Below are 21,996 nucleotides of genomic sequence, written 5' to 3'. Positions count from 1 at the left end.
TTGGCAATTCGCCCAAACGCACCCCTTGGAAGACTTAATAAAAGTTCGATATAACAACAGCCCGCTCGTTCAGACGGCGCTTTTCATGAGAGTGGTCGTCGCCGAATCGCACACCGAGATAAGTTACGCCAGGATCAGACCAGCGATAGATATACTCACAGTTGCCAGTGCAATCCTTCGGATCATAGCCAATTGATGCATAACGCTTACCCTCATAAGTCGGACTTATGAAACCAAATTGGTAAGGAGGGACATATTCCGGCCCCCCTGGTTTCCATACATGATTAATCCCCATTAAATGGCCAAAGCCGTGCAAAAAATATTCTGGACTTTTAATATTGAACACATAAAACGCGTTATCTTTTTCGGCTTCATCATAAGTTACTTCTTTCTTGTCCACCCAGTACGCCCCCACGATGACCACATCGGCAGCATGCTGCTTACGAAGTCTAGCCACTTCTTTTGTGGCTTCAGTTTCTGCATCTGTAAAATCCAGCAGAATTTTATCGTTGTGATGAAAAATACTGTCAGCTGCATTCGATGCGGTCATGTGAGCCACGGTGAGTTTCAGAGATACGCCATCCCCCTGATTAGTCATTTCGTTGAACCACTCAAGCTCGTCTCTCAGGACAATCATCGCTGACGGTTCCATTGTATTGGTTTTCCTGGTGCTAACCAGAAGTACCGAGATCGAAGGTTTGGCCTTCGAGATAGACTTTGATGCTACCGCTTTAGTAGCGTGCTCTTGCACAGCTGGCTCATTTTCTAGTACCAGGCAGGGCGGTGCTGCCGCCATGTCGACCTGCATCAACCCATGCTGGCCGTTACCTACATCCTCCAGAACATAGAGCTTACCCTCGACAACCACTCGCCCCCTGAGTGAATCGCCGCGACGGGCTAGAAAAATGAAATTCGCTGCGTTGAAATGTCCATCCTTCACATCAGATGAGGCATCACCGAACCAATAGTCAGCGGGGGTATACTTCAGCGCCGCCTCTGCGCGGCTGCCAACCTCATCAGATTCATGCCCTTTATAGTTGCGCAGTTTAAACTCTACAGCTCTTCCGCCTGGCAGCAATACAGACAAGCGGTTTGTCGACTTCCTTACGACCTCAGGGTCTACACGTATCAACTGAATGCTTTCTTTCCCCGGCCTATCAAGCAATACCCCCAGCTTGTGCCGGCCAGCGGCTTTTTCAGCTTCTAGCGCCTCACGGTTTACCGAAGGCTCCAGTGTGGCCAACCGCAGGGCTTCCTGCGCTAAAGCAGGGCGTAAGGAAATCAGTAACAACACTACCAAAAGCACGGCATGCGCCCAGCACTTCAATGTCAGGTCTCTCATACCTCACCTCCGAAAATAGACGAGGTTCAATTGGACAGGCGGATGAGGTATCCGACAACTGGCAGAATTACCAGGTAGCGCGTAGCGCAAAAAAGAAACCCCGGTAAGCCGTGAGCATCCGGGGCCAAGCGCGGGCAACATTCACTTTGCGTGGAATGAGGGTGACCAAACCCTCGGTGCCGTGAATGACATCAGTGTGCAGGCTTGCCGCCCCGACGATTTAGCCGTAAACGACCTGTTCTTAGCCAAAGCGGCCATCGCGGCATTCTGCCCTTGCCGCGCCGGCGACTCCGTCACAGAATCAATTGCAAACAACACAAGCGAAGGGCAACGGCCATGATGCATGCGGATCTGATCGACCAGGACGACCTGTTGGGTCAATTGCGCTCACGGGGTTTCGACATTCCGGCCGGCGCCAGCGCCGAGCAGGCCTGCGAGGTGGTAGTGCGTGGGCTGACCGAACCCAATGCCCGGGCGCTCAAGGGCATGGTGGAGCAGATGTATACCGGCAGCGCGACGATCCTGCCAGCGGTACGCCAAGCCATCGACAAGCAGTTGCTGCCGGCGCTGGCACAATATAACAAACACGCTTGATTCAACGCGAAATCAGGGAGACACGCCGGGCCTGACTGTTTCGATTAATATATGCGAGATAGCAGGCCCAGGCTTTACGGCATGCCACCAAGTCATTTACCTGCAAAACCCTGAGGAGCCGAATACTGTATAAACTCAATCTTATCAAACAAATCCCGGTTACTTCGCGTAACTTGGTATGGGGAAAGAAGTGAAGTTTCCAAGGGCCTTAGGCTAATCAAAAAACGCTCGCGATACTCTTTATCAAGCTCACCCTCAATGCACAGAGCGTTCACCCGACTCTCAGTTTGAAAACAAAGCTTCATGTGGCCTCTTGGCAGATTACCAAGAGCGATCGAGTCTATCATCTTATTTCTTGTTTCTCTGCACATTAGAGTTTCACCTTGTCCCGCCACCGTGAGACAATTGTCGCCTTGCATGCGAATTTTCGTATAGGTGGTCACTTTTATTTCATGACCGGAATTAGTTGATGGTACCGACGTACAGGCCGAAAAAGATGAAACCACCAACAAACTCATAAAAATAGAAACATAAATTGCTCTTGCTTTCATGGCTATATTGCCCTCATGAGAACTAGAACCATTTTTCGGACATCTGCGGGCTTGCAGAAATCCGGCTTGATAGATCGCTCATGACCATCCTTTCGTAACCGTCCACAGTCTGCAACTAGCAAAAATATCAGGTCAAAAAAACAAAAAGCCCGGCCGCATTACGCGACCGGGCAACATGAACGACAACACTCCTTGGCTACCCCCTCCGCGTGTATTCCACAAAGGCAACGCGGAGCTCAGAGCCTCACACTGGCAAACGTCGACTCATTGCGCGCCTGGCTGAGCGCCGCCATCGGCCCGCTGTGGGGCGACAGCGCCATTGCCTGCGGGATCGGCATCATCGCCACCTGCTGGGTGGTGTTCGAGCCCACCCGTTCGTCACGCGGTGGAATGCCGAAGTATTCGCGATAGCACTTGGAGAAGTGCGGCGTGGAGACGAACCCGCACACCGAGGCCACCTCGATGATCGACATCGGCGTCTGCTTGAGCAGTTGCCGGGCGCGGATCAGCCGCAGCTTGAGGTAGTAGCGCGACGGCGAGCAGTGCAGGTACTTCTGGAACAGGCGCTCGAGCTGGCGCCGCGACACTGCCACATAGACCGCCAGTTCGTCGAGGTCGATCGGCTCCTCGAGGTTGGCTTCCATCAGCGCGACGATTTCCTGCAGCTTCGGTTGGTTGGTGCCAAGCATATGCTTGAGCGGCACGCGCTGGTGGTCCTGCTCGTTGCGGATGCGTTCGTAGACGAACATCTCGGAGATCGCCGCCGACAGCTCGCGGCCGTGGTCGCGGCTGATCAGGTGCAGCATCATGTCCAGCGGCGCGGTGCCACCGGAGCTGGTGAAACGGTTGCGGTCGAGGGTGAACAGGCGGGTGCTCATGTTCACCCGCGGGTAGGCCTCCTGCATTGCCGCCAGGCATTCCCAGTGCACGCTGCAATCGAAGCCGTCAAGCAGCCCGGCGCAGGCCAGCGCCCAGCTGCCGGTGCACACCGCGCCCAGGCGACGCGATTGGCGGGCCTGGGCCTGCAGCCAGGTGACGTGCTCGCGGGTGACAGTGCGCTGGATGCCAACGCCACCGCAGACAATCACGGTGTCCATTGGCGGCGCACTGTGCATGGCCGCGTCGGGGGTGATCTGCAGGCCGTCGCTCGCCCACACCTGGCCACCATCGACGGTCAGGGTGTGCCAGCGGTACAGCTCGCGACCGGAAAGCTGGTTGGCCATGCGCAGGGGTTCGACGGCCGAGGCCAGGGAAATGAGGGTGAAGTTGTCCAGCAGGAGAAAGCCGATGGACTGGGGTGCTGTGCGGTTCTGGGTTGGGGTCCCGGAGGTGTACGACGTCATCGCGATTTCTCCTCACACAATGCAGGGTGTGCTTCAGGCGAGCACTGTTCTTGTAATGGCCCCGTTTCGTATGCAGGGGCTTTGCCAATCTCAACGCAAATGGCATGCCTGAATTTGAACGCCCATCCAATAAAACCCAAAAGCGACGTCGGCATGCGCCTTCCAGCGGCCTGGGTGATGAGCGTCAGGTCAAACGCAAACAGGCGCGCCAGCGCCTCTGCGCGTCACTCCTGAGCAATTCGGTAGCACTTGTGGGAAGGTTGCCCAGATGCGACAGACTTAAGTGTCACCGACAACCAACCTGCTGGTAACGACAGGCGACGGCCGGTAGATGACAACCGCTGCGCCAGAATGTGGCGCATCGGTCACGTGTGGGCCAGAACGGCGCATCAGCATTCGATGACGCTGACCGCCAGGCCTCCGCGAGAGGTTTCCTTGTACTTGTCGTGCATGTCGGCGCCGGTGTCGCGCATGGTGCGAATCACCTGATCCAACGAGATGAAGTGTTCGCCATCACCGCGCAAGGCCATCTGCACGGCATTGATCGCCTTCACCGCGGCGATGGCGTTGCGCTCGATGCACGGGACCTGCACCAGGCCACCGACCGGGTCGCAGGTCAGGCCGAGGTTGTGTTCCAGGGCGATCTCGGCGGCGTTCTCCAACTGCGCCGGGGTGGCGCCAAGTACATCGGCCAAGCCTGCGGCAGCCATGGCGCAGGCCGAACCGACCTCGCCCTGGCAACCAACCTCGGCGCCGGAGATCGAGGCGTTCTTCTTGCACAGGATGCCCACGGCAGCAGCGCCGAGGAAGAAGTCCACCACGTTGGACTCATCCACCGCATCGGAGAAACGCATGTAGTAGTGCAACACCGCCGGGATGATGCCAGCAGCGCCGTTGGTGGGCGCGGTGACCATGCGCCCGCCAGCGGCGTTCTCTTCGTTGACCGCCAGGGCGAACAGGTTGACCCACTCCATGGCGCTCATGGTCGAGCCGATCACATTGGGCTTGCCCAACTCCTGCAGGCTGCGGTGCAGGCGGGCGGCGCGGCGACGCACATTGAGCCCGCCGGGCAGGATGCCTTCATGCTTGAGGCCGTTGTTCACGCACTCCTGCATGGCTTGCCAGAGCTTGAGCAGGCCGGCGCGGATCTCGGCTTCGCTGCGCCAGACCTTTTCATTCTCCAGCATCAATTGCGACACGCGCAGGTCGTTTTGCTTGCACAGGCGCAGCAGTTCGGCGGCGCTGTCGAAGTCGTAGGGCAGCACGGTCTGGTCGGCGTCCAGCACGCCGCTGGCGGCCTGGGCGGCATCGACCACGAAACCGCCGCCCACCGAGTAATAGGTGTCGCGGTGCAGCTCGCCCGCCTCGCCTTCGGCAATCAGGGTCATGGCATTCGGGTGGTAAGGCAGGTTCTCGTCCAGCAGCAGCATGTCGCGGGTCCAGACGAACTCGACGGGCAGGCGATTATCGAGCTTGAGCACGTTGGTTTCGCGCAGGTCGGCGATACGTGGGGTGATCTGGCTGGGATCGATGGCGTCCGGCCATTCGCCCATCAGCCCCATGATCGTGGCGTTGTCGGTGCCGTGGCCGACACCGGTGGCCGACAGCGAGCCATACAGCCTCACTTCGATACGCCGTACCTGCTCCAGCTCGCCGCGCTCACGCAGCCCCTGGACGAACAGCGCAGCGGCGCGCATGGGGCCGACGGTGTGCGAGCTGGAAGGCCCGACACCGATCTTGAACAGGTCGAACACGCTGATGGCCATTGTCGAATCACCTCTTGCTGGGCTTGTCTCTGCGCGCCAGGCGCAGGGCGGAGCAACTGCTAGGCTGAAACAGTCGAGCCGCCTTGAATGCTCGCATCATCGGGCTTTTGCCCAGCCCTTCGCCGTCTGCAACCGACGTACTTTTGTCCAGCAGCGCCGCCGCTGCACGGGCCTTTCGTGCGCCGTTTTCCAGCGGCGGGACGACGCAAAAACCGAGGTATGGGGGTGGAAAAATCCAGTTGCGACATCGTCCGTACTGGATACGACCCGTCCTGTACTGGATACGACGCCACCAGTAGGCGATTGCCGAACGCTGGAGGATTATCGAAAGCGACTCGTATTGCACGGCCTCGCATCCTGCCCTCTGCAGGCCTGGTCGACCGGAGCCCTGAGAACGCCCGGCGGCCCACGCGAACCCGAAGATAAAATCACAGGAGTCCATCCATGAAAGGTTCACCCAAGCTGTTGCTGGTCGCGTTGCTGTCCGCTCCGCTGCTGGCCCAGGCCGCCGAACCCGAGCAGTGTCAGACGGTGCGGTTCTCCGATGTCGGCTGGACCGACATCACGGTCACCACCGCGACCACCAGCGTCGTGCTCGAAGCCCTGGGCTACAAGACCCACACCACCATGATCTCGGTACCGGTGACCTACAAGTCTCTGGCGACCGGCAAGGACCTCGACGTGTTTCTCGGCAACTGGATGCCGACCATGGAGAACGACATCAAGCAGTACCGTGACGCCGGCACCGTCGAGACCGTGCGCGCCAACCTGGAAAATGCCAAGTACACCCTGGCCGTGCCCCAGGCCTTGTATGACAAGGGCCTGAAGGACTTCGCCGACATTCCCAAGTTCAAGCAGGAGCTCAAGGGCAAGATCTACGGTATCGAACCGGGCAACGACGGCAACCGCACCATCCAGAAAATGATCGACGACAACGCCTTCGGCCTGAAGGACGCCGGGTTCCAGATCGTGCAGTCCAGCGAGGCGGGCATGCTGGCCCAGGTCGACCGGGCGCAGAAGCGTGAAGACGCGATCGTCTTCCTCGGCTGGGAACCGCACCCGATGAACACCCGCTTCAAGATGCAGTACCTGACCGGTGGGGATGCCTATTTCGGTCCCGACTTCGGCAAGGCCACCGTGCTGACCAACACCCGCAAGGGCTACGCACAGGAATGCGGCAACGTTGGCCAGCTGTTGAAGAACCTGTCGTTCGAGCTCAAGGATGAAAGCACCATGATGGGCTATGTCCTGGACGACAAGATGAAGCCCGAGGCGGCCGCTAAGAAATGGCTGAAGGACAACCCTGGCAAACTCGACGCCTGGCTCGCCGGCGTGACCACCGTGGATGGCAAACCCGGCCTTGAGGCGGCCAAGGCCAAACTGACGCAATAACGCAAGACGCCATGGCAACACCTCGGGGTGGGACCGTGCCCACCCCGGACTGATTTCAATCTTTGCAGGTGGAAGCTCGCTATCATGCTTATCGATCAGAAAATACCCCTGGGGCAGTACATCGCCTCATTCGTCGAATGGTTGACCCAGAATGGCGCCAGCTACTTCGACGCCATCGCCGCAGGCCTGGAGTTCATGATCCATGGGGTCACCAGCGCCCTGACCTGGTTCAACCCGTTCGTGCTCATCGCCCTGTTCGCCGCCCTCGCGCACCTGATCCAGCGCAAATGGGCGCTCACCGTCTTCGTCGCCCTGTCGTTCCTGCTGATCCTCAACCTGGGCTACTGGCAGGAGACCATGGAAACCCTGGCGCAAGTTACCTTCGCCACGGTGGTCTGCGTGGTCATCGGCGTGCCGCTGGGCATCGCCGCCGCGCACAAACCGATGTTCTACACCGCCATGCGCCCGGTGCTGGACCTGATGCAGACCGTGCCCACCTTCGTCTACCTGATCCCGACCCTGACCCTGTTCGGCCTGGGCGTGGTGCCGGGGCTGATCTCCACCGTGGTATTCGCCATCGCAGCGCCCATCCGCCTGACTTACCTGGGTATCTGCGACGTGCCGCAGGAGCTGATGGACGCTGGCAAGGCCTTCGGTTGCTCGCGCCGCCAGCTGCTGACCCGCATCGAACTGCCCCACGCCATGCCGAGCATCGCCGCCGGGGTGACGCAATGCATCATGCTGTCGCTGTCGATGGTGGTGATCGCCGCCCTGGTCGGCGCCGACGGCCTGGGCAAACCCGTGGTCAACGCACTGAACACCGCCGATATCTCCCTGGGCTTCGAAGCGGGCCTGGCCATCGTGCTGCTGGCGATCATGCTCGACCGTATCTGCAAGCAACCGGAGCTGCCGGTAAGGGGTGAGGCATGAGCATCATTCGTTTCGAAGACGTCGACGTCATCTTCTCCAGCAAGCCGCGCGAGGCGCTGGCCCTGCTCGACCAGGGCAAGACCCGCGAGCAGATCCTCAAGCAGACGGGCCTGGTGGTCGGCGTCGAAAAGGCCAACCTGGACATCAACAAGGGCGAGATCTGCGTACTGATGGGCCTGTCCGGCTCGGGCAAGTCCAGCCTGCTGCGCTGCATCAACGGCCTCAACACCGTGAGCCGCGGCAAGCTGTTCGTCGAGCACGAAGGCAAGCACATCGACATCGCCCACTGCACCCCGGCAGAACTAAAGATGATGCGCACCAAGCGCATCGCCATGGTGTTCCAGAAGTTCGCCCTGATGCCCTGGCTGACGGTGCGCGAGAACATCAGCTTCGGCCTGGAGATGCAGGGCCGGCCAGAGAAGGAACGGCGCAAGCTGGTGGATGAAAAGCTCGAGCTGGTGGGCCTGACCCAGTGGCGCAACAAGAAACCGGACGAACTCTCCGGTGGCATGCAGCAGCGCGTGGGCCTGGCCCGGGCGCTGGCGATGGACGCCGACATCCTGCTGATGGACGAGCCATTCTCGGCACTCGACCCGCTGATCCGCCAGGGTCTGCAGGACGAATTGCTGGCCCTGCAGAGCAAGCTGAGCAAGACCATCGTGTTCGTCAGCCATGACCTGGACGAGGCGCTGAAACTGGGCAGCCGCATCGCTATCATGAAGGACGGGCGCATCATCCAGTACAGCAAGCCGGAAGAGATCGTGCTCAACCCGGCCGACGAATACGTGCGCACCTTCGTCGCCCACACCAACCCGCTCAACGTGCTGTGCGGCCGCAGCCTGATGCGCAGCCTGGACAATTGCCGGCGGGTCAACGGTTCGGTGTGCCTGGACCCTGGCATCGACTCATGGCTGGACCTTGGCGAAGGCGGCTCGCTCAAGCGCGCACGCCAGGGCCAGAATGGCCTGGACATGCAGAACTGGGCGCCAGGGCAGGACGTCGGCTTGCTGGAGCGCAGGCCAACCGTGGTGCACGCCGATATCGGCATGCGCGAGGCACTGCAGATCCGTTATCAAACCGGCAACAAGCTAGTGCTGCAGGATAACGACAAGGTGGTGGGGATACTCGGGGATACCGAGTTGTATCACGCGTTGCTCGGCAAGAATCACGGGTGATTCAATTGGGGCCGCGTTGCGGCCCCAATCATTTTTTCAGCGTACGACAATACCGCGCGAAGCCATGTAGGCCTTGGCTTCCGGTACCGTGTACTCGCCAAAGTGGAAGATGCTCGCCGCCAGCACCGCGCTGGCATGCCCTTCCAGGATACCGTCGGCCAGGTGCTGCAGGTTGCCTACGCCACCGGAAGCAATCACCGGGATCCCCAGTGCATCGCTGATGGCGCGGGTCACGCCCAGGTCGAAGCCATTCTTCATGCCATCCTGGTCCATGCTGGTAAGCAGGATCTCGCCAGCCCCCAGGCCTTCCATCTTCTTCGCCCACTCCACCGCATCCAGCCCGGTAGGCTTGCGCCCGCCGTGGGTGAAGATCTCCCAGCGCGGGGTTTCACCCGGGCCGGAGACTTTCTTGGCGTCGATGGCAACGACGATGCACTGCGAACCGAAACGGTCCGCCGCCTCGCCCACGAACTCCGGGTTGAACACCGCGGCGGTGTTGATCGACACCTTGTCGGCACCGGCGTTGAGCAGGTTGCGGATGTCCTGCACGGTGCGCACGCCACCACCCACGGTCAGCGGGATGAATACCTGGCTGGCCATGCGCTCGACGGTATGCAGGGTGGTGTCACGGCCATCGACGCTGGCGGTGATGTCGAGGAAGGTGATCTCGTCGGCGCCCTGCTCGTCGTAGCGCCGGGCGATCTCCACCGGGTCGCCGGCATCGCGGATGTTCTCGAACTTGACGCCCTTGACCACCCGGCCGTTATCCACGTCCAGGCAAGGGATGATGCGCTTGGCCAGTGCCATGGTCGCTCCTCAGCCTTGGTAGTTGTCGCAGAAGGCCTGGGCCTCGGCGACGTCGAGGGTGCCTTCGTAGATGGCACGGCCGGTGATGGCGCCGATGATGCCTGGTGCCTTGGCGTCCAGCAGGGCCTTGATATCGCCCAGGTTGTGGATGCCGCCCGAGGCGATCACCGGAATACGCGTGGCTTCGGCCAGGGCCTTGGTGAAGGGCACGTTGCAGCCCTGCATCATGCCGTCCTTGGCGATGTCGGTGTAGACGATCGCCGAGACGCCATCGGCCTCGAAACACTTGGCCAGGTCGATGACCTGCACGCTGCTCACTTCGGCCCAGCCGTCAGTGGCGACGAAACCGTCCTTGGCGTCCAGGCCGACGATGACCTTGCCAGGGAACGCCTTGCACGCTTCGGCGACGAACTCAGGCTGCTTGACCGCCTTGGTGCCGATGATCACGTAGCTGACACCAGCCTTGACGTAGTGCTCGATGGTTTCCAGCGAGCGAATGCCACCGCCGATCTGGATCGGCAGGGTCGGATAGCGCTTGGCGATAGCCGTGACCACTTCACCGTTGACCGGCTGGCCTTCGAAAGCGCCGTTTAGGTCGACCAGGTGCAGGCGGCGGCAACCACCCTCGACCCATTTGGCGGCCATGCTCACCGGGTCGTCGGAAAATACCGTGGAGTCTTCCATGCGGCCTTGGCGCAGGCGTACGCAGGCACCGTCCTTGAGATCGATAGCGGGGATAATCAGCATGTGAGGAACCTGTCTAATCGTTGGAATTCAGGGCTTCTCGAGCGCCCACAGGTCGCTTTCGATGCTCTCGAACCGCTCCTTGAGGTGCAGCTGAACATCGGCAATCGCCCTGTTGTAGTAATGGGGTGCAATCTCTTTGCTGAACAGCTCGAGGACCTCGGCCACCTCGAACGACCCCAGCTCCAGCTCGAAGCGGTCTTCGAGAAAGCGCTTGAGCGTGTCGAGCGCCTCGCGCTCCTGCTCCGGGGTCAGGGTGATGATCGGGGCCTTGGTCTTCGATCGGCTCATTTACCAGCGCCCGTCCCAGGCGACGAAGTTCTGCAGCAGCTGCAGGCCATGGGTATGGCTCTTCTCCGGGTGGAACTGCACGGCGAAGCGCGAACCTTCGGCCAGCGCGGCGGCGAAATCGACGCCGTAGTGGCCGCGACCGACCACCTGGCCCGGCTTGCCGGCCTCGATGAAGTAGCTGTGCACGAAGTAAAAACGCGCACGGTCGGGGATGTCATGCCACAGCGGGTGGTCGATGGTCTGGCCGACTTCGTTCCAGCCCATGTGCGGCACCTTCAGGTGCTCGCCGTCTTCCTTCAGGTCTTTACCGAAAAAGCGCACCTGGCCGGGGAACAGGCCGATGCAGTCGACACCGTCGTTTTCCTCGCTGCGCTCGAGCAGGGCCTGCATGCCTACGCAGATGCCGAGGAACGGGCGGTCCTGGCTGACTTCTCGCACCAGGCTGTCGAAGCCCAGGCGGCGGATCTCGGCCATGCAGTCGCGGATCGCGCCGACGCCCGGGAACACCACGCGGTCGGCTTCACGAATCACCGCGGCATCGCTGGTCACCAGCACCTTGCCGGCGCCCACATGCTCCAGGGCCTTGGCCACCGAGTGCAGGTTGCCCATGCCATAGTCGATTACGGCTACCGTCTGCATTTACAGGCACCCTTTGGTGGACGGCATCTGCCCGGCCATGCGCTCGTCGAGGGTAACGGCCATGCGCAGCGCGCGGCCGAACGCCTTGAACACGGTCTCGATCTGGTGGTGGGTGTTGTGGCCACGCAGGTTGTCGATATGCAGGGTCACCAGGGCATGGTTGACGAAGCCCTGGAAGAACTCCTGGAACAGGTCGACATCGAAGCCGCCCACGGTGGCGCGGGTATACGGCACGTGCATCTGCAGGCCCGGACGACCGGAGAAGTCGATGACCACGCGCGACAGGGCCTCGTCCAGCGGCACATAGGCATGGCCATAGCGGAAGATGCCTTTCTTGTCGCCGATGGCCTGGGCGAATGCCATGCCCAGGGTGATGCCGACGTCCTCGACGGTATGGTGGTCGTCGATATGCAGGTCGCCCTTGCACTCGATGTCCAGGTCGATCAGCCCATGCCGAGCGATCTGGTCGAGCATGTGTTCAAGGAAAGGCACGCCGATTTCAAATCGGGCCTTGCCGCTGCCATCGAGGTTGATCGAGCACTTGACCTGGGTTTCCAGGGTATTGCGCTCGACGGAAGCCTTACGTTCGACCATCACCAGCTCCGCAAAATCATTGGGCGAAAAGGGCTCCATTATAGGCCCAGAACGCGCCAGCTTGAAACGCGGATGACATATGGCAGGGCTAGTAATTACGGGGGTGGGAGAGACCTACAGGTCTATACAAGCAGATTTTTCTGTTGACCCCATCGCGGTGCGCCGATGCGACTTGCCCCGCGACAGGGCCCTTGAAGCCAGCCAGTCAGCCAGCCGTGTCATCCATCAATGAAACAGCACCGCAGTCTTCTGCAGGGTGATCCACACCCCCCAGGCCAGCGGAATCACCACCACCGCCCAGGCCACCAGCACCAGCGGCAGGCTGCCCGGCGCCGCGTGCCACTCCAGCGAACGCGCGGAATCGGCGCCCTTGTCATGGCTCAGCGCGCGCTCGGCCGCCAGTTCGGCGTCGGTCATGAAGTACTTGTCCGCCACCGGGCGTACCAGCATGTTGCAGATGAACCCCAGCACCAGCAGGCCGGCCAGGATGTACAGGGTCATGTCGTAGGCCGCGGCCCGCTCCACGCCCGCCGCCAGCTGCGCCTCGCGCAGGTAGGTGATCAGCACCGGGCCGAGTACGCCGGCCGCCGCCCAGGCAGTCAGCAGGCGACCATGGATGGCACCGACCATCTGCGTGCCGAACAGGTCGGCCAGGTACGCCGGCACGGTGGCGAAGCCGCCGCCGTACATCGACAGGATGATGCAGAAGGCCGCCACGAACAGCGCCACGTTGCCGATGTGACCCATGTTCGGCACCAGGCTGTAGAGCCCCACGCCCAGGGCGAAGAACGCGAAGTAGGTGTTCTTGCGGCCGATATAGTCGGAGAACGACGCCCAGAAGAAGCGCCCGCCGATGTTGAACAGGCTCAGCAGGCCGGTGAAACCGGCGGCAATCGCGGCAATCTGCGCCAGTTGCGCGGCATTCAGCTCACTGAAGGTCAGCTCGTTGCCCAGCAGCTTGCCGGCGAACACTTCCTGCAGCAGTGGCGAAGCCATGCCGAGAATGCCGATACCGGCCGAGACGTTCAGGCACAGCACCAACCACACCAGGGCGAACTGCGGGGTTTTCCAGGCCACGCTCACATGCACGTGGCGGTCGGTAACCATGGCGTTGGCTTTCTTCGCCGGCGGTGTCCAGCCTTCGGGCTTCCAGCCGGTTGGCGGCACTCGGTAGGCCAGGGCGCCCGCGGTCATGAACACGAAGTAGATCGCGGCCATGGCGACAAAGCTCTGCCATACGCCCACCTCGGTCGCGCTGCCGAAGTGGCCCATGAGCGCGGTGGCCAGAGGAGCGCCCACCATGGCACCTCCACCAAAGCCCATGATCGCCATGCCGGTGGCCATGCCGCGCTTGTCCGGGAACCACTTGATCAGGGTAGACACTGGCGAAATGTAGCCAAGGCCCAGGCCGATCCCGCCGATCACCCCCGAACCCAGCCACATCAACCACAGCTGGTGGGTCTTCACGCCAATCGCCGAGATCAGCAAGCCGCCGCACCAGCACAGTGCCGAGACCAGGCCGGCCTTGCGCGGGCCGGCGTGCTCCAACCAGCCACCAAGTACCGCGGCAGAGCAGCCGAGGAACACGAAGAACAGGGTGTAGATCCAGCTGAGCATGGAGATCGGCCAGTCGCACTCGGCGCTGAACAGACGGGCGACGAAGCCCATGTCGGCGGCGCAGGCCACTGGCGCGCTGACACCCAGGGCCTGGGACAGCGGCAGCCAGAACACCGAGAAGCCATAGGCCATGCCGATGCACAGGTGAATGGCCAGGGCCGCCGGCGGCACCAGCCAGCGGTTGAAGCCCGGGCGGGCGATGATGCGCTCCTTCGACAGGAAGCCCGGCGTGCTCGCCGCCGCTCCCGCCGTGATACTGCTGTTCATGGATTGATCCTTTTGTAGGTGGGCTGTGCGCGTGGACGGCTCTGTATGGCTGCACGCAAGGCAGCCCGGCCGCTTCAGGCATCACCCGCGACAATGGGTCGCGGGGCTCCACGGGCGGGCGCAAGATTACCAGCAGCGGGTGACATGAAAGCAATCTGATATCGTGTTTTTTTTGTCAACTGAAACGATCAATCCGCTATCGGTGGCGTCTGCATCGCCAGCAAGCCGGCTCCCACAGGGACAACGCAAGTCTTGAGGCCTGCGCGGTCGCTGTGGGAGCCGGCTTGCCGGCGATGAGGCCAGGACAAGCAATAAATGAACTGCTGCCATTGCCACTGTCGAAATGTCGGATACGCAGAGCCAAGTGCCACAGCGCTATACTCGCCGCTGAAATTCATAATCGGACTACAAGGACTCGCCCATGAAAGCGTTCGGCAAAATCCTGGGGCTGGGGCTTCTCGGGTTGTTGCTGATCATCGTGGCGCTGGGCTTCGCCCTGACCCACCTATTCGATCCCAACGACTACAAAGAAGAAATCCGCCAGCTGGCCCGTGACAAGGCCCACGTGGAACTGACCCTCAACGGCGACATCGGCTGGAGCCTGTTCCCCTGGCTGGGCCTGGAACTGCACGAGGCCAGCATCGCCACGCTGAAAAACCCCAAGGTGCCATTCGCCGACCTGCAGATGCTCGGCCTGTCTGTACGCGTGCTGCCGCTGCTGCGCCGTGAAGTGCAGATGAGCGACGTGCGGGTCGAAGGCCTCAACCTGACGCTGACCCGCGATGCCAACGGCCATGGCAACTGGGAAGACATCGGCAAGCCATTGCCGGACCCGGCGATCGCCAACGCGCCGACAAGCACGCCCGATGCAAGCTCAGCGACGGAACCTGCCAAGCCGGAAAGTGGCGAGCGCTCGGTCAAGCTCGATATCGACAGCCTGACCGTCAACAACGCCCGCGTGCTTTATACCGACGAGAAAGCCGGCCAGACCTACGGCGCAGAAAGCATTCAGTTGAGCACCGGCCCCGTGCACGAAGGTGTGAACATCCCGCTCAAGGCCAGCGCCTTCCTCAGCGCCAGCCAGCCGAACCTGAAGGCGCGTACCGAACTGACCGGCGAACTGCGCTTCGACCGGCGTCTCAAGCGCTACAACCTCGAGGACATGCGCCTGTCTGGCGAAACCTCGGGCGAGCCACTGGCCGGCAAGACCATGACCTTCGCCGCCCAAGGCCAGGTGTTGGTCGACCTGGCGGCCAATGTCGCCTCATGGAGCGGCCTGAAGGTCTCGGCCAACCAGTTGCGCGCCCTGGGCGAGCTGAACGTGCGCGACCTCGACAAGACGCCGCAGGTCAGCGGCGGCCTGTCCATCGCCCAGTTCGACCTGCGCACCTTCCTCGACGGTATCGGCCACCCGCTGCCCGCCACCGCCGACGCGGCAGCGTTCAAGAAGCTGGAACTGGTCACCCGCCTGCAAGGCACGCCGAACAGCATCGCCCTCGAAGACCTGGCGGTGAAGCTGGACGACAGCACCTTCACCGGCCGGGTCGCCGTGGAAGACTTCGCCAAGCAGGCCCTGCGCGTGCGCCTCAAGGGCGACAAGTTCGACGCCGACCGCTACCTGCCGGCCAAGAGCGAGGAAGCCAAGGGTGCCACCGCTGCGCGCCAGGCCGAGGTCAAGCAGCAGGAAGCCACTGCCGTCGCCGGCGCCGGCTCCACGCCGCTACCCGACGCACCGACGCAAGTCGCCTGGAGCAGCGACAAGCTGCTGCCGGTCGACCGCCTGCGCGCCCTCGATCTGCAGGCCGACCTGTCGTTCGGCGCCCTGACGCTGGACAGGCTGCCGATCAGCGACGCGCAGCTGACCGCCAGCGGCCAAGGCGGCCTGGTCACCCTGCAGACCCTGCGCGGCGCCTTGTACAACGGCACCTTCGAGGCCAAGGGCACCGTGGATGTACGCCCTGCCGTGCCGCAGATCGGCGTGAACACCAAGATAAACCGCGTGCCAGTCGAACATTTCATCAAGCGTGAATCCCCGGAACAGGCACCGCCGGTCAAGGGCCTGCTGACCCTGAACAGTGACCTCACCGCTACCGGCAACAGCCAGAAGGCACTGGTCGATACGCTCAATGGCAATGCCAGCTTCACCATCAACGACGGCGTGCTGGTCAATGCCAACCTGGAACAGCAACTGTGCCAGGCCATCGCCACCCTCAACCGCAAGCAGCTCAGCGGCGAACCCCGTGGCAAGGACACGCCGTTCCAGGAGCTGCGCGGCAGCCTGGTAATGCGTAACGGCGTGGCCAGCAATCCGGACCTCAAGGTGCGTATCCCGGGCCTGACCGTCAACGGCCACGGTGACCTCGACCTGCGCGTGCTGGGCATGGACTACAACGTCGGCGTGGTCGTCGAAGGCGACCAACGCGCCATGCCCGACCCGGCCTGCCAGGTCAACGAGCGCTATGTCGGCGTCGAAGTGCCGCTGCGCTGCCGCGGCCCGCTGGAGTTGGGTGCCAAGGCCTGCCGCCTGGACCAGGACGGCCTGGGCAAGGTTGCCGCCAAGCTTGCCGGCAACCGCCTCAAGGACAAGATCGATGAAAAGCTCGAAGAGAAACTCGGAGACAAGGTGAGCCCTGAACTCAAAGATGCATTGAAGGGGCTGTTCAAGCGATGACACCCCAGCAGTTCTCCAGCGCCGTGCTGGACTGGTACGACCAGCACGGTCGGCATGACCTGCCCTGGCAACAGGGCATCACCCCGTATCGGGTGTGGGTGTCTGAAATCATGTTGCAGCAGACCCAGGTCAGCACCGTGCTCAACTACTTCGACCGCTTCATGCAGGCCCTGCCCACCGTGCAGGCGCTGGCCGAGGCGCCGGAGGACGAGGTGCTGCACCTGTGGACGGGCCTGGGCTACTACACCCGTGCCCGTAACCTGCAAAAGGCCGCTAAGATCGTCGTCGAGCGACATGGCGGCGAGTTCCCGCGCAGCGTCGAGCAGCTCACCGAGCTGCCCGGTATCGGCCGCTCCACCGCCGGGGCCATCGCCAGCATCAGCATGGGCATCCGCGCGCCGATCCTCGACGGCAACGTCAAGCGCGTACTGGCCCGCTTCACCGCCCAGGCCGGGTACCCGGGCGAGCCGAAGGTGGCCAACCAGCTGTGGGCCAGCGCCGAGCGCTTCACACCGATGACCCGGGCCAACCACTACACCCAGGCGATGATGGACATGGGCGCGACGCTGTGCACGCGCAGCAAGCCCAGCTGCCTGATCTGCCCGTTGCAACGCGGTTGCGAAGCGCACCTGCACGGCGAAGAGACCCGCTACCCCGAGCCCAAGCCGCGCAAGGCCCTGCCCCAGCGCAAGACCCTGATGCCGCTGCTGACCAACCACGAAGGCGCGATCCTGCTCTATCGTCGGCCCTCCACCGGCCTGTGGGGCGGCCTGTGGAGCCTGCCGGAGCTGGACAGCCTCGAGCAGCTCGAAGACCTCGCCTACCAGCACGGCCTGCGCCTGGCCGGCAGCCAGGCGCTCGACGGACTGACCCACACCTTCAGCCATTTCCAGCTGGCCATCGAGCCATGGCTGGTGCGTGTCGACCCCCTCGGCGCGCACGTGGCCGAGCCCGACTGGCTCTGGTATAACCTCGCCACCCCGCCGCGCCTGGGCCTCGCCGCCCCGGTCAAGAAGCTGCTGCAACGCGCGGCCGACGAACTGATTGCAGGAGAGAAGCGATGACCCGCACCGTGAAGTGCCGCAAGTACAACGAAGAACTCCCAGGCCTCGACCGCCCACCCTACCCGGGCGCCAAGGGCCAGGACATCTTCGAGCACATCTCGCAGAAGGCCTGGAAGGAGTGGCAGGACCACCAGACCATGCTGATCAACGAGAAGCGCCTGAACATGATGAATGCCGAGGACCGCAAATTCATCCAGGCCGAGATGGACAAGTTCTTCGCCGGTGAAGACTACGCCCAGGCCGAAGGCTACGTTCCACCCTCGAATTGACCCCAGAAAACGTAACCGACGGAATTAATTTAAATTTTTTTGAAAAAGTCGTTGACGGCCTCTGAGAAAATCTATTTAATTCACCCCGTCGCCCAGATAGCTCAGTCGGTAGAGCAGAGGATTGAAAATCCTCGTGTCGGCGGTTCGACTCCGTCTCTGGGCACCACCTTCAGCTTCTGGTGGTTGCAAAGTTACCCGAAGCGACACAAGAAACCCGCCTAGTGCGGGTTTTTTGTTGCCTGCGATTTTTCTTCTAGCTCCTTCATGCCCGGTTGATCGACATCAAAAAGCCACTTGCCATGCGCTCATAGGATGGCAGGTGGACATTCGAACGACCCCGCAAGGACCTCCATGAGCGAAGAATCCGCCACCCTCCTCCTGCCATCGCCTGCCGAGGCCGGCAGCAGCGTCAAGCCCAGCCCTCGCACCCGTCGTCCGCGCCAGCGCAAGCCGGTCGCCAGCGCCGCCGCGCCAGAGACCATTACCCAGGTCAGCCAACAGCCCGCCGCCCTGGAAGTGGCCAACGCCCGCAAGGGCAGCAGCGAGGACAGTACCTCGGCACGCCTGCCGGCCAGCTACCCCTACCGTACGCGCATGCGCCGCCAGGACTACGAGAAGGCCAAGCACGACCTGCAGATCGAGCTGCTCAAGGTGCAGAACTGGGTGAAGGAAACCGGCCAGCGCATCGTCGTACTGTTCGAGGGCCGTGATGCCGCGGGCAAGGGCGGCACCATCAAACGCTTCATGGAACACCTGAACCCGCGCGGTGCGCGGATCGTGGCACTGGAGAAGCCTTCCGAGCAGGAAAAGGGCCAGTGGTACTTCCAGCGTTATGTGCAACACCTGCCCACCGCTGGTGAAATGGTGTTCTTTGATCGCTCCTGGTACAACCGCGCCGGGGTCGAAAAGGTGATGGACTTCTGCTCGCCGCTGCAATACCTGGAGTTCATGCGCCAGGCACCTGACCTCGAACGCATGCTGTGCAACAGTGGCATCCTGTTGTTCAAGTTCTGGTTCTCGGTGAACCGCGAGGAGCAGTTGCGCCGTTTCATTTCTCGCCGCGACGACCCGCTCAAGCACTGGAAACTCTCGCCCATCGACATCAAGTCGCTGGACAAGTGGGAGGACTACACCGCTGCCAAGGAAGCGATGTTCTTCCATACCGACACGGCCGATGCGCCATGGACGGTGATCAAGTCGGACGACAAGAAGCGCGCGCGGATCAACTGCATTCGTCACTTCCTGCACTCGCTGGATTATCCAGGCAAGGACCACAGCGTGGCGCATGCACCGGATCCGTTGCTGGTCGGGCGGGCTTCGCGTGGGTTCGAAGAGGATGAACCGGCGGCGCTGGTAAGCTGAACACTTTGGGGCCGCTAGGCGGCCTCTTGGGTTTCTCGCGCAACTACGCTTCAATACGCGCCTTTACCAGTCATCCCAAGGATCCACCCATGGCCACCAGCACCAAGCAACAGAAACGCGCCAAGCGCGCCGCCACCAAGGCCAAGCAGAACCGCATGGTGCGCAGCGGCCAGGCGGTCAAGGCCAGCGCCGGCGACAGCGCCAGTGTCGAGCAGGTGTTCAACAAGGCCATGGAATCGGGCAGCTACGACAGTCTGTTCGAAAAGATGAAGGAAGCCCAGGCAAACGGTCTGGTGCCGATGATCTCGGTGTTCCTGGTCGATCCACTGCTGGCACTGGTGCTCAAGGGCCACAAGGAAGAGCACGCCACCGACTATATCGTCCTGGTGTTCACCGCCTACCGCAAATGGCTGGACGGCGCCGACGAGGACGCGACCATGGCCTGGCTGGAGAGCGACGAGTTCCAGGACGCCTATGTCACCGCCTCGGAGGTCGTGGCCAAGCAGCAGCAACAGCAGAAGCAGTTCGGCTGAGTCGAACCGCTCCCGCTTCCAAAACCTGTGCAGACAAAAAAGGCCGCGCCCTTCACAGGACGCGGCCTTTTCATTTCACTTGTGGATCAGCTATCCAACGCCACACGCGCAGCAGCGCCACGCTTGCGGTGCACCAGCAGACCAGCTGCCACCACACCAATGCTCAGGATTGCCGTGGCGATGATCTCGGCACGGTGATCCTCGCGCAGCGCCATCACCGCCAGCACGGCGATGATGAAGGCGATGGTCGCCCAGGTCAGGCCGGGGAACATCCACATCTTGAACGAGATCTTCTCGCCCTTGGCTTCACGCTGGCTGCGCATGCGCAGTTGCGACACGGCGATCACCAGATACACCAGCAGGGCGATGGCGCCGGAGCTGGCCAGCAGGAACTCGAACACCGCGGCCGGGGCCAGGAAGTTGGCGAACACACACAGGAAGGCTGCGGCGGTGGACAACAGCACAGCCCAGTGCGGGGTGCCGGCCTTGGTGGTGCGCTGGGCAACCGCCGGGGCGTCGCCACGCTTGCTCAGGGAGAAGAGCATGCGCGAAGAGGTGTACAGCGCCGAGTTCAGGCAGCTGGTCACGGCGATCAGCACGACGATGTCGACGATCAGCTTGGCGTTCGGCACGCCGATCAGGCTGAGGACAGTCTGGTAGGAACCTTTCTCGGCCAGGGCCGGATCGTTCCACGGCACCATGGCCACGACCAGGAAGATCGACACCAGGTAGAACAGGCAGATACGCCAGATCACCGAGTTGGTGGCGCGGCTGATCTGCTTGCCCGGATCCTTCGATTCGGCGGCGGCGATGGTGACGATCTCGGTCCCCATGAACGAGAACATGGTGGTCAGCATGGCGGCCAGCACCGCGCCCAGGCCATTGGGCATGAAGCCCTGGGTGTCGAACAGGTGGCTGACGCCGCTGATCTGGCTGCTCGGCACCATGCCGAACATGGCCGCGCAACCGACGACGATGAAGCCGATGATCGCCAGCACCTTGAGCAGGGCGAACCAGAATTCGAACTCACCATAGTTCTTCACGCTGAACAGGTTGGTGATGGTCAGCGCCAGGGTAATGATCAACGAGAACGCCCACAGGTCCACCGAGGGGAACCAGGCATGCAGGATGGCGGCGGCGGCGTTGGCCTCCAGCGGAATCACCAGCACCCAGAACCACCAGTACAGCCAGCCGATGGTGAAACCGGCCCAGCGCCCGATGGCGCGGTCGGCGTAGGTGGAGAAGGAACCGGTGTCAGGCGAGGCGACGGCCATTTCGCCGAGCATGCGCATCACCAGCACGACCAGGGTACCGGCCGCGGCGTAGGCCAGCAGCACGGCGGGGCCGGCGGCGGCGATGGCGTGGCCGGAGCCGACGAACAGCCCTGCGCCGATCACGCCGGCGATGGACAGCATGGTCACATGCCGTTGCTTGAGCCCCTGAGCGAGGTCATTGGAATTGTTACCGCTCATAAAACTACCTTTGTAAGGAGGTGGACTACACGAATGACTGGCCAGCGCGCCGAGGTGTGGATAGGCGTCGCCGCATTCAGTGGTTTCCAGAGGGCAATAAGCGGGCCACCTGAGAATGACTTTCGTCTGAAATGTTTCTGCCACCAATAACGGCGCGGCTTGCAGGGCATTGTGCCAAGCTTTGACCGAAAGGCCACCAAAACCCCATGCCAAGTCTGGATTACTGAAATACCCACTTACAAACGCACCAAAGGTGCTCCTGGGTAACACCTGTGCACGAATTCTGCGCATCAGAAAGCGCAACCAACAGGCGCAACCTTGCCCCCGTCAAGTCCGCGACACAGTGCCACCCGGCTAAAAACGGCTTCCCAGACCGGGCCAAAGCTGGCACCATCGCGCCTTTTTTCATCAAGGCTCCGGTGCTGGGCAAAACGCTATTGCGGACATCCTGGCGACAGTCCACTGCAGCGATGCGACAAACTGTCCCACCAGCGACCCGAGCACCCCGCGACCCGGTTGGCCGCCGTTGCGCCGCTATGCTAGCGTGGCGCTCGCCAGGAAGGCCGCCAACAG

Annotated in this window: 20 protein-coding genes and 1 tRNA gene; 10 read left to right on the top strand and 11 right to left on the bottom strand. The window is 62.0% G+C overall.

All coding sequences use genetic code 11. From position 1 onward, the window contains the following. Window positions 1-34 precede the first annotated feature (34 nt). Entirely contained in the window at window positions 35-1,342 is a 1,308-nt protein-coding gene (locus BMY03_RS26120) for a hypothetical protein (protein WP_104444768.1), read from the bottom strand. A gap of 336 nt (window positions 1,343-1,678) precedes the next feature. On the opposite strand from BMY03_RS26120, the gene BMY03_RS10530 reads away from it, so the two are divergent. Continuing rightward, entirely contained in the window at window positions 1,679-1,936 is a 258-nt protein-coding gene (locus BMY03_RS10530) for a hypothetical protein (RefSeq protein WP_094011004.1), read from the top strand. A gap of 92 nt (window positions 1,937-2,028) precedes the next feature. On the opposite strand, the gene BMY03_RS26115 is transcribed toward BMY03_RS10530, so the two are convergent. The 3 genes from BMY03_RS26115 to BMY03_RS10520 form a co-directional block, all read right to left on the bottom strand. Further along, a complete protein-coding gene (locus tag BMY03_RS26115; RefSeq protein ID WP_143067540.1) occupies window positions 2,029-2,487 on the bottom strand; it encodes a hypothetical protein in 459 nt (152 codons plus the stop codon). A 236-nt stretch (window positions 2,488-2,723) separates the two neighbouring features. Then, window positions 2,724-3,830 carry a choline metabolism transcriptional regulator GbdR gene (gbdR, locus tag BMY03_RS10525; RefSeq protein WP_046853807.1) on the bottom strand — a complete coding sequence of 369 codons (1,107 nt, stop codon included), beginning with the start codon at window positions 3,828-3,830 and terminating at the stop codon, window positions 2,724-2,726. A gap of 389 nt (window positions 3,831-4,219) precedes the next feature. Then, entirely contained in the window at window positions 4,220-5,596 is a 1,377-nt protein-coding gene (locus BMY03_RS10520) for an L-serine ammonia-lyase (RefSeq protein ID WP_094011003.1), read from the bottom strand. Between the two features lie 444 nt (window positions 5,597-6,040). On the opposite strand from BMY03_RS10520, the gene BMY03_RS10515 reads away from it, so the two are divergent. The 3 genes from BMY03_RS10515 to choV all read left to right on the top strand — a co-directional run bounded on the left by BMY03_RS10515 (window position 6,041) and on the right by choV (window position 9,093). After that, on the top strand, window positions 6,041-6,988 hold the full coding sequence (locus tag BMY03_RS10515) for a choline ABC transporter substrate-binding protein (protein WP_023629855.1): 948 nt from the start codon (window positions 6,041-6,043) through the stop codon (window positions 6,986-6,988). A gap of 81 nt (window positions 6,989-7,069) precedes the next feature. Next, a complete protein-coding gene (gene choW / locus BMY03_RS10510) occupies window positions 7,070-7,918 on the top strand; it encodes a choline ABC transporter permease subunit (RefSeq protein WP_172402369.1) in 849 nt (282 codons plus the stop codon). Beyond that, the gene (choV, locus tag BMY03_RS10505) at window positions 7,915-9,093 is read left to right on the top strand and encodes a choline ABC transporter ATP-binding protein (RefSeq protein ID WP_023629857.1); all 1,179 of its coding nucleotides are present in this window, start codon (window positions 7,915-7,917) and stop codon (window positions 9,091-9,093) included. The genes choW and choV overlap by 4 nt, the downstream gene beginning before the upstream one ends. 36 nt (window positions 9,094-9,129) lie before the next feature. Here the strand turns inward: choV and hisF are convergent, their stop codons facing one another. From hisF to BMY03_RS10475, 6 genes are all read right to left on the bottom strand, one after another. Then, window positions 9,130-9,900 (bottom strand): imidazole glycerol phosphate synthase subunit HisF, encoded by a 771-nt coding sequence (hisF, locus tag BMY03_RS10500; protein WP_023629858.1) that lies wholly within the window; start codon window positions 9,898-9,900, stop codon window positions 9,130-9,132. Between the two features lie 9 nt (window positions 9,901-9,909). Then, the gene (gene hisA / locus BMY03_RS10495; protein WP_094011002.1) at window positions 9,910-10,647 is read right to left on the bottom strand and encodes a 1-(5-phosphoribosyl)-5-[(5-phosphoribosylamino)methylideneamino]imidazole-4-carboxamide isomerase; all 738 of its coding nucleotides are present in this window, start codon (window positions 10,645-10,647) and stop codon (window positions 9,910-9,912) included. 27 nt (window positions 10,648-10,674) lie between these two features. Next, window positions 10,675-10,935 carry a DUF2164 domain-containing protein gene (locus BMY03_RS10490; protein ID WP_023629859.1) on the bottom strand — a complete coding sequence of 87 codons (261 nt, stop codon included), beginning with the start codon at window positions 10,933-10,935 and terminating at the stop codon, window positions 10,675-10,677. Further along, entirely contained in the window at window positions 10,936-11,574 is a 639-nt protein-coding gene (gene hisH / locus BMY03_RS10485) for an imidazole glycerol phosphate synthase subunit HisH (RefSeq protein WP_046853802.1), read from the bottom strand. Continuing rightward, window positions 11,575-12,168 carry an imidazoleglycerol-phosphate dehydratase HisB gene (hisB, locus tag BMY03_RS10480; RefSeq protein ID WP_028688464.1) on the bottom strand — a complete coding sequence of 198 codons (594 nt, stop codon included), beginning with the start codon at window positions 12,166-12,168 and terminating at the stop codon, window positions 11,575-11,577. Window positions 12,169-12,393: 225 nt separating this feature from the next. Further along, window positions 12,394-14,052 (bottom strand): OFA family MFS transporter, encoded by a 1,659-nt coding sequence (locus tag BMY03_RS10475; RefSeq protein ID WP_046853801.1) that lies wholly within the window; start codon window positions 14,050-14,052, stop codon window positions 12,394-12,396. Window positions 14,053-14,473: 421 nt separating this feature from the next. On the opposite strand from BMY03_RS10475, the gene BMY03_RS10470 reads away from it, so the two are divergent. The 6 genes from BMY03_RS10470 (at window position 14,474) to BMY03_RS10445 (ending at window position 19,951) form a co-directional block, all read left to right on the top strand. Continuing rightward, on the top strand, window positions 14,474-16,723 hold the full coding sequence (locus tag BMY03_RS10470) for an AsmA family protein (protein ID WP_094011001.1): 2,250 nt from the start codon (window positions 14,474-14,476) through the stop codon (window positions 16,721-16,723). Beyond that, a complete protein-coding gene (gene mutY / locus BMY03_RS10465; protein ID WP_038706988.1) occupies window positions 16,720-17,787 on the top strand; it encodes an A/G-specific adenine glycosylase in 1,068 nt (355 codons plus the stop codon). Before BMY03_RS10470 ends, mutY begins: the two co-directional genes overlap by 4 nt. Then, window positions 17,784-18,056 carry an oxidative damage protection protein gene (locus BMY03_RS10460; RefSeq protein WP_011536185.1) on the top strand — a complete coding sequence of 91 codons (273 nt, stop codon included), beginning with the start codon at window positions 17,784-17,786 and terminating at the stop codon, window positions 18,054-18,056. Before mutY ends, BMY03_RS10460 begins: the two co-directional genes overlap by 4 nt. Before the next feature lie 90 nt (window positions 18,057-18,146). Then, window positions 18,147-18,222, top strand: a tRNA-Phe gene (locus BMY03_RS10455). A 185-nt stretch (window positions 18,223-18,407) separates the two neighbouring features. Further along, entirely contained in the window at window positions 18,408-19,418 is a 1,011-nt protein-coding gene (gene ppk2, locus BMY03_RS10450; RefSeq protein WP_094011000.1) for a polyphosphate kinase 2, read from the top strand. 89 nt (window positions 19,419-19,507) lie between these two features. After that, complete coding sequence (locus BMY03_RS10445; protein ID WP_094010999.1) at window positions 19,508-19,951, top strand: hypothetical protein; 444 nt, start codon at window positions 19,508-19,510, stop codon at window positions 19,949-19,951. Between the two features lie 86 nt (window positions 19,952-20,037). Here the strand turns inward: BMY03_RS10445 and gabP are convergent, their stop codons facing one another. Then, a complete protein-coding gene (gene gabP / locus BMY03_RS10440) occupies window positions 20,038-21,423 on the bottom strand; it encodes a GABA permease (protein WP_094010998.1) in 1,386 nt (461 codons plus the stop codon). Window positions 21,424-21,996 lie beyond the last annotated feature (573 nt).

The sequence above is a fragment of the Pseudomonas soli genome (genome assembly GCF_900110655.1).
Classification (GTDB): domain Bacteria; phylum Pseudomonadota; class Gammaproteobacteria; order Pseudomonadales; family Pseudomonadaceae; genus Aquipseudomonas; species Aquipseudomonas soli.
The sequence above is the reverse complement of the archived record's forward strand: the minus strand, read 5'-3'. Positions and strand labels throughout refer to the sequence as shown.